Consider the following 15,250-nt stretch of genomic DNA (forward strand, 5'->3'; position numbering starts at 1 on the left):
CGCACGCCGACAGCCCATACAAACAGCTTTGCAAGAGACTCACCCCACAAACGAAAAAGCCCCGTCGCAAGACAGGGCTTCTCCAGCGATCTCGCGATTAAGCCGCGATTACGCTCACGTAACGACGACCGAAGGCGCCCTTTACTTCGAACTTGATCACGCCTTCGATTTTAGCGAAGAGAGTGTGATCCTTGCCCATGCCAACGCCGTAGCCAGCGTGGAATTGGGTGCCGCGCTGACGCACGATGATGTTGCCGGCCTTGATGACCTGGCCGCCATACATCTTCACGCCAAGGCGTTTGGCTTCTGAGTCGCGACCGTTACGGGTACTACCACCAGCTTTTTTGTGTGCCATGAGTTCAATTCTCCTAGTGAGGAATTAGGCTGTAATTAAGCCTGAATACCGGTGATTTTGATCTCGGTGAACCACTGGCGGTGGCCCATACGCTTCATGTGGTGCTTACGGCGACGGAACTTGATGATGCGGACTTTATCGTGACGACCTTGGGAGATCACTTCAGCCTTGACGGTTGCGCCAGCAACAACTGGTGCGCCGATGTTCACGTCGTCGCCGTTGGCGACCAGCAGAACGCGATCAAAAGTCACGGATTCGCCAGTAGCGATTTCCAGTTTTTCGATCTTCAGGTATTCACCTTCAGCGACCTTGTATTGCTTACCGCCGGTAACGATTACTGCGTACATGGTATTTCTCCGATAATCCTGCTCACCCAGCTCTTTATAAGAAGAGGTATTGGCTGGCATGGCTGCATGGGGCTGGAACGGCCCAAGTGCAATTGCGTAAGGCAGGTGCTGCCCAGGAAGTTCAGGGTGCGCGATTGTACGCAAGCAATCTGCCTCGCGCAAGTGGCCGTCCATCGCGCCTTGACAGGTCTGGACGGGGGTCCTAGCATGCCGCGCAACCCTTCTGGAGCGACTCTCGCTGATGCAACCCCAAGCTTTCTACCGCGCGGTGGCGGACGATTTTAGCGCCGTCGACGGCATCATCAAGAAGCAGCTGACGTCTCGAGTGCCGCTGGTATCGAAAATCGGCGATTACATCACGTCGGCCGGCGGCAAACGCCTGCGTCCTTTATTAGTGTTGCTGTGTGGCAAGGCCCTGGGTCGCGAAGGCGACGACATGCGCCTGCTGGCCGCCACCATCGAATTCCTGCACACCGCGACCTTGCTGCATGACGACGTCGTCGACATGTCCGGCATGCGCCGTGGCCGCTCGACCGCCAACGCCATGTGGGGCAATGCCCCGAGCGTGCTGGTCGGCGACTTCCTGTATTCGCGCTCGTTCGAAATGATGGTCGAACTGGGCTCGATGCCGGTGATGAAGATTCTCTCCCAGGCCACGCGCATCATCGCTGAAGGCGAAGTGTTGCAGCTGTCCAAGGTGCGTGACGCCAGCACCAGCGAAGAAACCTACATGGAAGTCATCCGCGGCAAGACCGCGATGCTCTTCGAAGCCTCGACCCACAGCGCCGCCGCCCTGGCTGGCGCGACCGCCGAGCAGAGTGAAGCCCTGCGCACGTTCGGCGATCACCTGGGTGTGGCGTTCCAGCTGGTTGATGACTTGCTCGACTATAAAGGCGACGCGGAAACCCTGGGCAAGAACGTCGGCGACGATCTGGCCGAAGGCAAACCGACCCTGCCGCTGATCTACACCATGCGCGAAGGTACGGCCGAGCAGGCGGCACTGGTGCGTCAGGCGATCCAGAAAGGCGGGATCGAAGACCTGGAAAGCATCCGCATCGCCGTCGAAGCGTCCGGCTCGCTGGAGTACACCGCGCAACTGGCCCGCGATTACGTGGCCCGCGCGATCAAGTGCCTCGAGGCGCTGCCGGCCAGCGAATACCGCGATGCGCTGGTTGAATTGAGCGAGTTCGCGGTAGCCCGCACGCACTGATTCATCCCCTGTGGGAGCGAGCCTGCTCGCGAAAGCAATCTGCCAATCGACTCAATGTTGACTGACACAGCGCTTTCGCGAGCAGGCTCGCTCCCACAGTTGTTTCTGCGCTATGCCCTCCTCCGCGTAAAACCCTATACAATGTGCGCCCTTTAGTCCTCCTGATACCCAAGGAACCTTAGTGAGCACGTTGCCACCCTGCCCGAAATGCAATTCCGAGTATACCTACGAAGACGGCACCCAACTGGTCTGCCCCGAGTGCGCCCACGAGTGGTCTGCCAGCGGCGAAGCCGAAGTGGCGGCCGATGATGCCGTGAAGAAAGATTCGGTCGGCAACGTCCTGCAGGACGGCGACACCATCACCGTGATCAAGGACCTCAAGGTCAAAGGCACGTCGCTGGTGGTCAAGGTCGGCACCAAGGTCAAGAACATCCGCCTGTGCGACGGCGATCATGACATCGACTGCAAGATCGACGGCATCGGCCCGATGAAGCTCAAATCCGAGTTCGTCAGAAAAGTCTGAGCCTTGCGTCAGCCATCCCGCGCCAGTCGTGGGATGGAGCTTTGCCCTCCCCGCTCCAGCTCAATGAATTCGCGCATGGCCATCAGCCAGCCATTTTGACCTGACACAACCTTTACCCGGAAAAATCCACGATCCGCCAATAGGCACTTGCTATTTAATGAATAAGAATTATTCTCATTGAAACCTTTCAAGGAGATGAGACCCATGACTTATTTGATCGACGCCTGGCTGGATCGCCCACACCCGTACCTCAGAATCCTCCATCGAGAAACCGGCGAAGTCTGTGCGGTGCTTGAAGAAGAAGCCTTGCATGAGCTGCAGGATCAAGGTGATCTGGACGTCAGCAGCCTCAACTCCAGCGAGCCGCTGGTGCTCAAGGAGCTGGTGCGCAATCTGTTCCTGTTCTGCTATGCCCGGGCGTTGCGCCCGACCAATGAGCTGCACAACAAGATCGAAATATGAGCAGCATTAAAAAAACCTGTGGGAGCGAGCTTGCTCGCGAAAGCGATAAATCAGTCAACGAATGAGTCGACTGAAAAACCGCCTTCGCGAGCGAGCTCGCTCCCACATTTTTTAGCCCGCCATCTAGGCAGGCTCGGTATTACAGAACGTCCAGCAGCTCGACGTCGAATACCAGAACGCTGTGCGGCGGGATGCTGCCCACGCCTTGTGCGCCGTAAGCCAGTTCGCTCGGCACGTACAGGCGCCATTTGCTGCCGGCATTCATCAGTTGCAGGGCTTCGGTCCAGCCAGCGATCACGCCGCCAACCGGGAATTCTGCAGGCTGGCCGCGCTCGTAGGAGCTGTCGAACACAGTGCCGTCGATCAGGGTGCCGTGGTAATGCGTACGTACCTGGTCTTCACGGGTCGGCTTGGCGCCTTCGCCCTGAGTCAGCACTTCGAATTGCAGGCCGGAGGCCAGAGTGGTGATGCCGTCACGCTTGGCGTTTTCGGCGAGGAAGGCCAGGCCTTCGCCAGCCGCGGCTTCAGCCTTGGCCGCTGCTTCGGCTTGCATGATCTCGCGGATCACCTTGAAGCTGGCGGACATTTCTTCCTGGCCAACACGGCTTGGCTTGCCGGCGAAAGCGTCGGTCAGACCGGCCAGGATCGCGTCCAGGCTGACACCCGGTGGCGGGTTGTCGCGCAGCTGGTCGCCGAGTTGACGGCCGATACCGTAGCTGACGCGGGTTTCGTCGGTGGACAGATTTACTTCGGACATGACACTGCTCCGCTGTGCGGACGGCCACAGGACTTGCCGTGCGTGCACAGCGCGTCCCGGCGCGCCCGGAACCAAAAGGGCGAGCAGACTAGCACAGATACCCCGGACTTGGGGCCGGGGCTACAGGGCCGAACGCCAGGCGAGCGGCACTTTCAGGCTTTCATCGAGGTCACCGACCAGGCCACACATTTCGTCGTGGACCGAGGTGTGCACAAGATTGAAGGGCAGTACCGGAAAGGCATGCAGCAGATCCCGCGCGTGCTCCACTGAGCGCAGCGTCAGCATGTTGCCCTTGAGATCGCTCAACGGATACGCCGCCCCATGCATCCTCGCTTCCAACAGGTAAATGCCACCCTCCATCGAGATCAGGTTCAACTCATCGACCTTCCTGGCAACAGCAAACGCGTTCAACTCTTGCAGGTTCATGGAAGCACCTCACACATGGCGAATCACACCGTTACAGGGATAGGCCGGTGCGCTTGAAAGCACAAGCCACAAACTAAACCGCCCGTCTGTTTCGCAACAGACGGGCGGCTCTTTTGCCTTGATCGGCTGATCAGTGCTTGGTGACCTTGTCCAGGTAACCCATGGCAAACGCGGACACCACAAAAGTCATGTGAATGATCACGTACCACATCAGATGCTCAGGATCGACGTTCTTCGCATCCATGAAGATGCGCAGCAGGTGGATCGAAGAAATCGCCACGATCGACGCCGCGACTTTCATCTTCAGCGACGACGAGTCCATGGTGCCCAGCCAGCTGAGCTTCTCTTTGCCTTCGTCGATGTCCAGTTGCGAGACGAAGTTCTCGTAGCCGGAAATCATCACCATCACCAGCAGACCGCCCACCAGCGCCATGTCGATCAGCGACAGCAGCACCAGAATCAGATCCGATTCAGCCATGGCGAAGACGTTGGGCAGGATATGGATGATTTCCTGGAAGAACTTCAATGCCAGCGCCAGCAGACCGAGGGACAGGCCGATATAGATCGGCGCCAGCAGCCAGCGGGTGGCGTACATTGCATTTTCGATAAAGCGTTCCATTGACTCTCACACAAGGGGCTGGAAATGGCGGCGAGTATAGCAGCCCGCTGTGACAGCCAGAAACCGCCGGAAAATCCGCAACCTGCGTGTGTGTGACAAAGTTTTTCTGCTAGTGTCCAAAGCATTGACAGCCCAATGACAGTGGACAGGACGCGTGGAAATGGATGTGCGATCAGCCTTGACGACTGCCGGAATCTGCCTCGCCTTGCTCATCGGCGGTTGCTCGCCCGGCGATGAAAAACAAGTCGCCAACCTCGACGAAAAGACCGCCACCTTCGAACAGTCACTGGACACGATCAGTGATCCCAAGCTCAAGGACGCCATTACCGAACTCGGCGGTTCGCTGCTGTTGCTCGAACGCGCCCGGCTCAAGCTCGACGACATCGCGCCGCACACCGAATATGGCGCCGACGCCCTCGCCGTGCTCAAGCACTACCCTACCCCGCAGGCGCTGGTCGATACCTTCATCAATGGCCTGTTCGTGCTGCACAAGGACGCCAGCTCGGATTACCTCACCGATCTGCAGCCGGTATTCCCGTTCAACCTGAACATTCCCGGCGGTTTTCTATTCCCGCACGGCATCGAGTGGCACTCGGTGACGTTGAGCAACAAACGCGTGATCACCTGGCAGCCGGAGTGGTCGGAAACCGACCCCGGCATTCAGCTCAGCCCGTCCAGCTCCAACGTGACCAACCCCGATGACCTGACGGTGACCTACCCGTTCATCGATGGCCTCAACGTCGACAAAAAAAGCCTGCCGCAACCGGTCAGCCTGCAAGGCCAGGTCGAGGTCATTGCGCCCCGTCGCTTGTACAGTTTCGACCTGACGCAGAAAGACGTCGGCCAGACCCGCAGCAACGACAACCTCAGCGTCAAACTGCTCAGGCTGGAAAAAAATTACGCCGAGGTCGAAGTCAGCAACAGCCTGCCGCTCGCGGCAGAAGTGACCGAAACCCGGATCAATCCGCTGATCGTCCAGGCCCGCGACGCCAGCGGCCAATATCTGGTGCGCGCCGGCTCGATCAACGAAAGCCCGGAGCAGGTCGCGTTCTACCAGAAGCAACTGACGCAGTTACAGAAGCAGAAGAGCTGGAGCGACACCCTGGAAAAACAGCTCAGCGACGACCAGCAAGCCTTCGAGAAAGACCACCCGCGCCGCTACAACAAAGTCTATTTCCACGGCCCGATCGACACACTGGAAGTCAGTGTGCTCGACTTCTCCTCGGCAACAGTGACGCGCAAATCCCTGGACCTGCCGGTGCGCACCTTCAATCCGCACACCACGGCCAAAGCCGTGCAGGCGCTGGACCTGCCAGTTGTGGTGTATGACGATCTCGCCGCCAACTGGCTCAAAGGCGCGGACCTGACCGAGGAACAATTGAAGGCCGGCGTGCGCATTCATCAATCGGTGGAAGAGCCGAGCGCGGCGCGTATCGAGTTTTCCCACCGCCGCACCTTCAATGACGAATTGCTTGGCGACCAACTCAATCCCGGCGTCAGCCCGGTGACTTTCTTCACGGAAAAGCGCGGCGGCAAACTCGACGAGCCGATCGAACTGCCGCCCGAGGCGTATCAGGTCGATCCGCTGCAAGCGACGATTACATATGATCTGAACCTGTTTCCGGAAACCCCGGCGATTGCCGTGGGTTCGATGCCGTTGTTTCTGGCGACTGTGGTCAAGCAATCCTACGACGCGCAGTCATTGCCCAAAGGCCTGGCGATCAAGGACAACACGCTGGTGGTCGACCTGAAAACCTTCCCGGCCAACGAATGGCGTTTCTTCGTCAAGGACGACAGTGGCCACTACCTCAAGCAGATTCTTTCGGTCAGCCACGACGCCAGCACCGAAGGCCCGGCGCTGCTTGGCGTGCACTACTTTTATGGTCGCCCGACTCGCGTGGAGACCTATCAGCGCACCGACCTCGCCACCGTGCAATACGGCTTTGAGGTCAAGCTCGACAAGGCGCCGGTGGACGAAACGGCGCCTTAACCGTTGAGGCTGCGCCCACGACCGCCGTTGATCTGCCGCAACTGCGCTTGCAGGTGCAGGCTCCAGATCTGCGGATCATCGGCCAGTTCGTAACCATGCAAGGTCAGGCTTTCAACGATGGTGTCGAGAATCGACTCGGCCGCCACCGGGCCATGGAACGGGCCTTGGGCTTTGATCGCGGAAGGTTGTTCGCCGGCCATGCCGGCCGCGAAGAGCAGCGTCCACATGCCGTTGTCGCCGGCCAGCGGCTTGACGGCGCATTCGATCCGGGTCACCAGACCCAGGCATTGACGGGTGAGACAGAGGTTGCGCGACATGGCGGCGACCCTCGGTAAAGCCGGTATTCAGCCCCCATGGGAGGACTGGCTCGATCCAGTGATACTGTCGATATCCTTGACCTGAGAATAGAAGAAAAGTGTCCTGCGCAAGCCAAATGGAACCAGAAGGCGCCGAATGGTCATTGTGTGAATATTGGCGCCAGACTCGTGACACATTCCCCGAAGATCCCCGCAGAAATCAATCTGGAAAAGCATTGTGGGAGCGAGCCTGCTCGCGAAGACGATGGATCAGCCAACTCATTCGTCGATTGATACAGCGCTTTCGCGAGCAGGCTCGCTCCCACAGGGTCTGGCGTGAACTGATCAGGCCGGTTTGGCTTCGGCGAGAGCCTCCTGCGCCAGCTCCTTCTCGGCCTCTTTCAAGTCCTCTTCGCTGATCATCTCGGCGATATCGCGCAGGCGCTCGACCACTCGGGCATTGATGCTGCCTTCGGGGAATTCGCCATCGGCGTTCGGCTCTCCGGCCGGCTCGCCCACCAGCAGGCTCAGCGCCTCATCGGCCTGACGCACCGCATACACGTGGAACTGGCCGGCGCGCACGGCGGCGAGGACTTTCTCATCGAGCATCAGCGTGGCGACGTTGGCCTGGGGAATGATCGCGCCCTGCTCGCCGGTCAGACCGCGTGCTTCGCAGAGGCGGAAGAAGCCTTCGATCTTCTCGTTGACCCCGCCGACCGCCTGCACTTCGCCAAACTGGTTGATCGAACCGGTGATGGCAAAACATTGCTTGAGCGGGGTTTTCGACAGTGCCGAAATCAGCGTGCACGCCTCGCCCAGCGATGCACTGTCGCCGTCGACGTAACCGTACGACTGCTCGAGCGCAATGCTTGCCGAAATCGCCAGCGGGAATTCCTGGGCGTAACGGCTGCCCAGATAACCGGTGAGGATCATCACGCCTTTGGAGTGAATCGGCTGGCCGAGGTTGACCTCACGTTCGATGTCGACGATACCGCTGCCGCCCGGATAGACCGTGGCGGAAATCCGCGCCGGCACGCCGAACGCCGAATCACCGACCTCCAGCACCGTCAGCCCGTTGCACTTGCCGACTGCTGCACCGTCAGTGTCGATGAGGATGATTCCGGCGAGCATGTCGTCGAGAATCCGCGCCGAGACCCGCCCGGTGCGGGTGGCCTTGGCTTTAAGGGCGCGTTCGATATGGCCGGCGTCGGTCATTTCATCGCCGGCCAGATGGCGAATGAAATCCGCCTCGCTGACCAGTTGGAACAGATCGCCAATGCGCGCCGACAAGCGCCCCTGATGCTCGGCCAGCCGTGCGCTGTAGGTCGCCAATCGTGCCACCGCATCGGCGGTCAACGGCGCCATGCCTTCTTCCGAAGTACGCGTCTTCAGGAGCTGGGCGAACTGCTCGAGGCTTTCGTCGACCATCGGGATGTCTTCGTCGAAGTCGACCAGAACGCGAAACATCTCCTGGAAGTCCGGATCGAGATCCTGCAGCGTGTAATACAGCTGCCGCGCACCAATGATGATGACTTTGACCTGCAGCGGGATGTGCTGCGGATTCAGGGTCATGGTGGCGAAGCGGCCCATCTCGCCCAGCGGCGACTCCATTTTCAGTTTGCGCGATTGCAGGGCGCGTTTGAGCGCATCCCACACGAACGGCTCGCTGAGCATTTTTTCCGCTTCAAGAATCAGGAAACCGCCATTGGCGCGGTGCAGCGCACCCGGACGCAACTGCCGGTAAGTGGTGTAGAGCGCACCTTGATCAGTGGTGTACTCGATGCGGCCGAACAGGTTTTCGTAGGTCGGATGTGGCTCGAATACCACCGGTGCACCGCCGCTGGCCGGATGCCCGACCACCAGGCTTGGTGCGTATTGTTCCTCCAGCAACTTGCGCGCGACGGCGTCGGTCTTGCTGTCGTCGACCAGTTGTTCGACCACGGTTTTCAGCAGGTAGACCTGCATCGCTTGCAGGTAACCGCAGACCCCGGCGTTCTCCGCGTACTTCTCCGACAGCGGCGCCAGCAACGGCTGCAAGGCCAGGGTGATGGTTTCTTCATTGAGGTGGCGCAGTTGATTGTTCGACTCGCGCTTCCACTGCGGCAGGCTGGCGAGTTCTTCGTTCAGGCGCTCCTCGAGGCCGGAAATGTCATCGTGAAACCGCTCGCGCTCGGCCTCCGGCAACTGCGCGAATTCGGCTTCGTCCAGGGCCTTGCCGTCGAGCATAGGCGTGAAGGCGATATTGCTGCTGTCGCGGTACAGGGCGACGTCTTTTTCCAGGGCCAGCCGCTCGATGATGTCCAGCGCCTTGTCGTAGCGCTGGTTGAAGGCGCGGTCGATGGCGCTTTTTTTCTGCTGATAGGACGGGTGTTCGAAAACTGCCGGAAAAGTCGCCAGCAAGTTGTCGATCAGGCCGTTGATGTCACCGATGAACGAGGCCGCCGTGCCCGATGGCAGCTCCAGTGCACGTGGTTCGCGCGGTTCATCGAAGTTGTTGACGTAGACCCAGTCCGCCGGGGTCTGCAGGCGCTTGCCTTCGGCTTTCAGGTAGCGTTTGACGAACGAGAAACGGCCGGTGCCGGGCTCGCCCATGACGAATACGTTGTAACCGGGGCGTGGCATCGCCACACCGAACTGCAAGGCTTCGACCGCGCGTTCCTGGCCGAGCACACCGCGAAAGGGCTCCAGATCATTGGTGCTAGTGAAGCTGAACTGTTCAGCGGAAAACGGACGAGTCAGCGCTTCGGGCGCAAGACGCAGGCTGGCAGCAACAGGATCAGGCATCGGGCTTCCTTAACAATCAGGCGGGGCAGGTAGCGGCATTCTGGCGCTGCCCGTGCCCCACTGGCAAGGCGCGCCACATGACAAAGCATAGACAAGCGCGCGGCCGGCCGACGCATCCCGATAAATCAGAGGTTTATTCCAAATATTTTGCAAAAAATCACGGAACCGCTGGAACGTGCCTAAACTCCAAACTGCGCGGCTGGAACTAATACCGGCCCACTGACACTTTCGGTTCTGTCCTCGGGCAGAGCGCGAAGGGCCAGAACCCTGTCCATTGGTATGCACATAAAGAGAACAAAGCTATGAAACGGATTCTTCTCGGTACTCTCTTCACCGCTGTATCCATCAACGCAATGGCGCAAGCCCCGGGCGGCCCGGATTGCGGTTGGGGCAACATGCTGTTCGAAGGTCAGCGTGGCACCCCGGCGCACTTCCTTGCTTCCACCACCAACGGCACTTCCGGTAACGCCACGTTCGGTATGACTTCCGGCACCAACGGTTGCTCGACCAACGCATCGCTGACCTACGGCGGCAAATCCTGGTTCGCCATGAATGGCATGATGAACGAGCTGTCCGAAGACATGGCCAAAGGCAATGGCGAAGCGCTGACCACTTATGCCGTGGTCCTGGGCGTAGCACCGGAAGATCGTGCGCACTTCGCGCAAGTGACCCACGAGCACTTCCAGCAGATCTTCAGCAAAGCTGACGTGACCGCTGAAGACGTGCATACCAACACCCTGGCAGTACTGAAATCGGACCCACGTCTGGCCAAGTACGCAACTCAGGCTTAAGCTCGACCCCGCCCGCTTCCTTCGGGAAGCGGGTTTTGTTTTTTTGGCCCGCCCCTCTTTGGGTCTTTATTACTTTCCTGTTCAAGTTGCCGACTATGCTCAAACGCCTTGCCTGGCTGGCGCTCTGTGTCTGCGCCCCGCTGTCCGCCGCGCCTCACATCGATCCTCAACGTTTGCAGCAACTGGCCAACGACCGCTTCTGGATTTCCCTCGGTCATTACGAAACCGCCAAACTCGGCGGCTGGCGCAGCTATGTCAGCGACAAGAAGTTCTTTCTCGCGCCCGACGGCAACGAGCATCCGGACCGCGAACTGGCCGCCACCGTGCAGGCGCTGTACGCCCCGGCCAGCCTCGGCGAGCAACACGCACAATGCGTCTACCCGGCGCGTACACGCTGGCTGAAAGCGCAGCTCAATCTCGCCGACCTGCCAGCGCCCGAATGCGCCGAATACAAGCAATGGTTCAAGGACGTCTCGCCGCACAGCGCGGTGATGATCTTCCCGGCGGCGTATCTCAACAGCCCTTCGTCGATGTTCGGCCACACCCTGCTGCGCATCGATCAGGCGGATGTGCAGGCCGACAAGACTTCGCTGCTCAGCTACGCGATCAACTTCGGTGCCTACATCGAAGGCTCGGACAACAGCATTCTGTATGCCTGGAAAGGCTTGATGGGCGGCTACCCGGGGCTGTTTGCGCTGGTGCCGTATCAGGAAAAACTCTCGGAATACCGCAGCCTGGAAAACCGCGACCTGTGGGAATACCGCCTCAACCTGACTCAGGAAGAAACCGCACGCATGGTCGAACATGTGTGGGAGCTCAAGCAGATCCAGTTCGACTACTTCTTCTTCGACGAAAACTGCTCGTATCGTTTGCTGGAACTGCTGCAAGTGGCGCGACCGAGCCTGCGCCTGACCGAACAATTCCCGCTGACCGCGATCCCGACCGACACTGTCAAAGCGGTGAAAGAGGCCGGGCTGGTCGAACACATCGAATATCGCCCGTCCCGCGAACGTGAACTGCTCAGCCGCGCCGAACCGTTGAGCGATGAAGAACAGCAATGGGTGCTGAAAGTCAGCGCCGATCAAAAAGTCCTGCAAGAGCCAACGTTCAAAGCCCTGCCGCGCGCACGTCAGGCGTTGATCGTCGACGCCGCCTATCGTCTGGAGCGCTACCGCGCCAACGGTCAGGAGCGCGACCCGCAACGAGCGCAGCGCAGTTTTGAACTGCTGCGGGCGATCAACAAGAACCCGGCGCCGGAGCTGGAAATTCCGCAACCCGGTCTGCCCGAAGATGGCCACGAGTCCCGCACCTGGCAGGCCGGCCTAGGTACGCGAGGCGATCGCGCCTTTGGCGAATATGGCCTGCGCATGGCTTATCACGACCTCAATGACAACGCCGAAAGCTTTCCTCTCGGCGCGCAGATCGAGATCCTGCAACTGAAGCTGCGCCAATACGAAGGCAATGACTGGCAGCTACAGCAACTGGATCTGGCGACCATTCGTTCGCTGACGCCGCGCAACGAGCTGCTGCAACCGCTGTCGTGGCAAGTCACCGGTGGCCTTGAGCGGGTGCCGGGCAAGCATGATGACGAGACGCTGGTCAGCCATGTCAACGGTGGCGGCGGCGGCACGTGGCAGTTGGGCGAAGACGTGCTCGGCTTCGCGCTGGGCACGGTACGCGTGGAACACAACAACGACTTCGCCGAGTTCGTTTCCCCGGCTGGTGGCTTCAATACCGGCGTGCTGTGGAAAAACCCGCTGGGCAATCTGAGCCTGGAGGCCAAGGGCGACTACTTCTTCAACGGCGAAGTGCGCCGCAGCCTGAGCCTGAATCAGCAGTGGGAGCTGTCGCGCAACCTCGGTTTGCGCCTGAGCGCTCAGCGTGAATTCAGCCAGCTCGCCAGCCCGGAAACGGAAGTCATGCTGGAAGTGAAGTGGTATCACTACTGATCCCGAAACCATGCATATCTTCCTGTGGGAGCGAGCCTGCTCGCGAAAGCTGTGGGTCAATCAATAGTAGTGTTGGCTGACACGACGCCTTCGCGAGCAGGCTCGCTCCCACAGGCGCTTTGTGGTGTGCAATGGATTTTTCACAGGCCTTCGACAGCCGCCTCATGAATCGCCTTCTAGACTTCCCGTATCAGCCGAAAACCGGCGCGGGAGAGTGCGATGTGGCGGTACGTGGGATTGTTGGGCGTTGTATTGGCGCTGGGCGGTTGCCAGACCACCCATGAAGACTTGATCGCCAAAGGCTATCCACCGGCCTTCGCCGACGGTTTCGATGACGGTTGCGTCAGCGGCCGGCAAGCGGCGGGCTCGATCAGCGGTGAATTTCGCAAGAATGTGCCGCGCTATCTCAAGGACCAGCAATACGCCGACGGCTGGGTCGACGGCTTCCGCCAATGTCAGGCGATGCTGGAAAACAGGGATCGCGAGCAATATCGCAGCGAACATTGGGATGAACGCGAACGTGCCTGGCAGCAGCAGAAGGACCAGGACGTCGGGCGGGCTTATCGCTCGCAATAGGTCGCTTGCAGACATCCGTTGAAACCAAATGCCGGCAATCATGGCCCAAATCCTTTAACAGGAGGACTTCATGAGTCGCGCATTCGTCAACGAAGACAACGCCGCCGCGCAGGCCGATCAGCCGGTCGAACGTCAGGTCAGCACGCAGCCCAACTACGTCACCCCGCAAGGTCTGGCGCAGTTGCAGGCGAAAGTCGCCGAGTTGCAGAGCCTGCACGCCGAGCAAACGGCCAAGGGCGAGCAGGCCGACAAGCAACGTCTGGCCGATCTGCAACGGGATCTGCGCTATTTCACTCAACGCCTGAGCAGTGCCCAAGTTGCAATCGCTGCGACTTCCATCGACAAGGTACAGATCGGTAGCTGGGTGACTTTTGCCGATGAACACGACACAGAACACCGCGTGCAACTGGTCGGCGAAGATCAGGCCGACGCCAGTCAGGGCCTGATCAACTGGGCCTCACCGCTGGGCCGGGCTTTGCTTGGCGCCCGGCTCAACGATGAAGTGCTATGGCAGCGGCCTGCCGGCGACCAACTGATCGAAGTGATCCGCATCGAACCGGCTTAAACCACGCCTTGCGCCAACATCGCATCGGCGACTTTGACGAAGCCGGCAATGTTCGCGCCTTTGACGTAATTGATCTGACCGTTGTCTTCGCCGTAATGCACGCAGGCGTGGTGGATCGACTGCATGATCGCGTGCAGCTTGCTGTCCACCTCGCCCGCCGTCCACAGCAGGCGCATGGCGTTCTGCGACATTTCCAGACCGCTGACGGCAACACCGCCCGCATTCGACGCCTTGCCCGGTGCGAACAGAATGCCGGCCTCGATAAAGATATCCACAGCCTCCAGCGTGGTCGGCATGTTCGCGCCTTCAGCCACACAGACGCAGCCATTGCGCAGCAGCGTGCGCGCGGCCTCGGCATCAAGTTCGTTCTGTGTCGCGCAGGGCAGCGCGATATCGCACGGCAGCGACCACGGATGTTGGCCGGCGCGGAATTCCAGACCATGAGCGTTCGCCAGTTCGCTGATGCGCCCGCGTTTGATGTTCTTCAGCTCCAGCAGCGCCAGCCACTGTGCTTCGCTCAAGCCTGCCTCGCAGTACAGCGTGCCTTCGGAGTCGGACAGGGAAATCACTTTGCCGCCCAGGTCCATCACTTTGCGCGCCGCGTACTGGGCAACGTTGCCGGAACCGGAAATCGCCACGCGCTTGCCTTCCACGGTCTGCCCGCGGCGCTTGAGCATTTCTTCGGCGAAGTACACGCAGCCGAAACCGGTGGCTTCCGGGCGAATCAGGCTGCCGCCGTAGGTCATGCCCTTGCCGGTGAGGACGCTGGTGAACTGGTTGCTCAGGCGCTTGTACTGGCCAAAGAGGAAACCGATCTCCCGCGCACCGACACCGATATCACCGGCCGGCACGTCAACGTCGGCGCCGATGTGGCGATACAACTCGCTCATGAACGCCTGACAGAAACGCATGACCTCGGCGTCGCTCTTGCCCTTCGGATCAAAGTCGGAACCGCCCTTGCCGCCGCCCATGGGCAGGGAGGTCAGCGAGTTCTTGAAGGTCTGCTCGAAGGCGAGGAATTTCAGCACGCCGAGGTTCACCGACGGATGGAAGCGCAGGCCGCCCTTGTACGGGCCGATGGCGCTGTTCATCTGGATACGGAAGCCGCGATTGACCTGGACCTTGCCCTGATCGTCGACCCACGACACGCGAAACACCACCGCGCGCTCGGGCTCGCAGATGCGCTCGAGAATGCCTGAAGTCAGGTAATGCGGATTGGCTTCAAGAAACGGCCACAGACTGCGCAGGACTTCTTCGACAGCCTGGTGGAATTCGGGTTGATCCGGGTCGCGTTTTTTCAGGCGCGCAAGGAAGGATTCGACGGATTCGATCATGGGCAAAGTCTCGGCAAATTTATTGTCGTTGGAGGAGATTGGGCCGGACTGTAACAAACGAATTGCGCACAGGAACAGAGCAAAATGTCGCAGTTATGAAATTAAATGGTGCACAGGATATAAATCCGAGGGGTTTTTGATCCGTTTTTGCACCTGAGTGGGGAGCACGGATTCAAGACTTGCACCGACAGTTACACCGTCTTCGCGAGCAGGCTCGCTCCCACATTTGGAATGCGTTACCCCTGTGGGAGCGAGCCTGCTCGCGA

General features: G+C 59.7%; 16 protein-coding genes. 8 read left to right on the forward strand and 8 right to left on the reverse strand.

The window, feature by feature from the left end; translation table 11 throughout:
* Positions 1–97 precede the first annotated feature (97 nt).
* Together rpmA and rplU are read right to left on the reverse strand one after the other, a co-directional pair.
* Positions 98–355: a 50S ribosomal protein L27 gene (rpmA, locus tag AB4O45_RS09095; protein WP_016773121.1), complete on the reverse strand. Its 258-nt coding sequence runs from the start codon at positions 353–355 to the stop codon at positions 98–100.
* 35 nt (positions 356–390) lie between these two features.
* Positions 391–702: a 50S ribosomal protein L21 gene (gene rplU / locus AB4O45_RS09100; protein WP_007924746.1), complete on the reverse strand. Its 312-nt coding sequence runs from the start codon at positions 700–702 to the stop codon at positions 391–393.
* Between the two features lie 241 nt (positions 703–943).
* On the opposite strand from rplU, the gene AB4O45_RS09105 reads away from it, so the two are divergent.
* From AB4O45_RS09105 to AB4O45_RS09115, 3 genes are all read left to right on the forward strand, one after another.
* Positions 944–1,912 (forward strand): polyprenyl synthetase family protein, encoded by a 969-nt coding sequence (locus tag AB4O45_RS09105; RefSeq protein ID WP_016773120.1) that lies wholly within the window; start codon positions 944–946, stop codon positions 1,910–1,912.
* 181 nt (positions 1,913–2,093) lie between these two features.
* Entirely contained in the window at positions 2,094–2,435 is a 342-nt protein-coding gene (locus AB4O45_RS09110; protein ID WP_016773119.1) for a zinc ribbon domain-containing protein YjdM, read from the forward strand.
* Positions 2,436–2,639: 204 nt separating this feature from the next.
* The gene (locus tag AB4O45_RS09115) at positions 2,640–2,897 is read left to right on the forward strand and encodes a PA4570 family protein (protein ID WP_016773118.1); all 258 of its coding nucleotides are present in this window, start codon (positions 2,640–2,642) and stop codon (positions 2,895–2,897) included.
* Positions 2,898–3,036: 139 nt separating this feature from the next.
* Here the strand turns inward: AB4O45_RS09115 and AB4O45_RS09120 are convergent, their stop codons facing one another.
* The 3 genes from AB4O45_RS09120 to AB4O45_RS09130 form a co-directional block, all read right to left on the reverse strand.
* The gene (locus AB4O45_RS09120; protein WP_039761705.1) at positions 3,037–3,654 is read right to left on the reverse strand and encodes an FKBP-type peptidyl-prolyl cis-trans isomerase; all 618 of its coding nucleotides are present in this window, start codon (positions 3,652–3,654) and stop codon (positions 3,037–3,039) included.
* A gap of 120 nt (positions 3,655–3,774) precedes the next feature.
* Entirely contained in the window at positions 3,775–4,080 is a 306-nt protein-coding gene (locus tag AB4O45_RS09125) for a DUF6482 family protein (RefSeq protein ID WP_150638478.1), read from the reverse strand.
* Positions 4,081–4,210: 130 nt separating this feature from the next.
* Positions 4,211–4,699: a TIGR00645 family protein gene (locus AB4O45_RS09130; protein WP_016773116.1), complete on the reverse strand. Its 489-nt coding sequence runs from the start codon at positions 4,697–4,699 to the stop codon at positions 4,211–4,213.
* 160 nt (positions 4,700–4,859) lie between these two features.
* Here AB4O45_RS09130 and AB4O45_RS09135 point away from each other — a divergent pair, with 160 nt between their 5' ends.
* Positions 4,860–6,689 (forward strand): hypothetical protein, encoded by a 1,830-nt coding sequence (locus AB4O45_RS09135; protein WP_460161325.1) that lies wholly within the window; start codon positions 4,860–4,862, stop codon positions 6,687–6,689.
* On the opposite strand, the gene AB4O45_RS09140 is transcribed toward AB4O45_RS09135, so the two are convergent.
* Positions 6,686–7,006: a PA4575 family protein gene (locus tag AB4O45_RS09140; protein ID WP_016773114.1), complete on the reverse strand. Its 321-nt coding sequence runs from the start codon at positions 7,004–7,006 to the stop codon at positions 6,686–6,688. The two genes, AB4O45_RS09135 and AB4O45_RS09140, sit on opposite strands and share 4 nt — an antisense overlap.
* Before the next feature lie 324 nt (positions 7,007–7,330).
* On the reverse strand, positions 7,331–9,769 hold the full coding sequence (locus AB4O45_RS09145; RefSeq protein WP_016773113.1) for a Lon protease family protein: 2,439 nt from the start codon (positions 9,767–9,769) through the stop codon (positions 7,331–7,333).
* A gap of 302 nt (positions 9,770–10,071) precedes the next feature.
* On the opposite strand from AB4O45_RS09145, the gene AB4O45_RS09150 reads away from it, so the two are divergent.
* The 4 genes from AB4O45_RS09150 (at position 10,072) to AB4O45_RS09165 (ending at position 13,650) form a co-directional block, all read left to right on the forward strand.
* A complete protein-coding gene (locus AB4O45_RS09150; RefSeq protein ID WP_016773112.1) occupies positions 10,072–10,560 on the forward strand; it encodes a DUF3015 domain-containing protein in 489 nt (162 codons plus the stop codon).
* Positions 10,561–10,655: 95 nt separating this feature from the next.
* On the forward strand, positions 10,656–12,509 hold the full coding sequence (locus AB4O45_RS09155; protein WP_252876927.1) for an Lnb N-terminal periplasmic domain-containing protein: 1,854 nt from the start codon (positions 10,656–10,658) through the stop codon (positions 12,507–12,509).
* A gap of 219 nt (positions 12,510–12,728) precedes the next feature.
* Positions 12,729–13,085, forward strand: coding sequence for a hypothetical protein (locus tag AB4O45_RS09160; protein WP_460161326.1), 357 nt, complete (start codon positions 12,729–12,731; stop codon positions 13,083–13,085).
* A 70-nt stretch (positions 13,086–13,155) separates the two neighbouring features.
* Complete coding sequence (locus tag AB4O45_RS09165; protein WP_460161327.1) at positions 13,156–13,650, forward strand: GreA/GreB family elongation factor; 495 nt, start codon at positions 13,156–13,158, stop codon at positions 13,648–13,650.
* On the opposite strand, the gene gdhA is transcribed toward AB4O45_RS09165, so the two are convergent.
* A complete protein-coding gene (gene gdhA / locus AB4O45_RS09170) occupies positions 13,647–14,984 on the reverse strand; it encodes an NADP-specific glutamate dehydrogenase (RefSeq protein WP_460161328.1) in 1,338 nt (445 codons plus the stop codon). The genes AB4O45_RS09165 and gdhA overlap by 4 nt on opposite strands.
* Positions 14,985–15,250: the final 266 nt, after the last annotated feature.

This window comes from Pseudomonas sp. S2_B10, assembly GCF_054668425.1.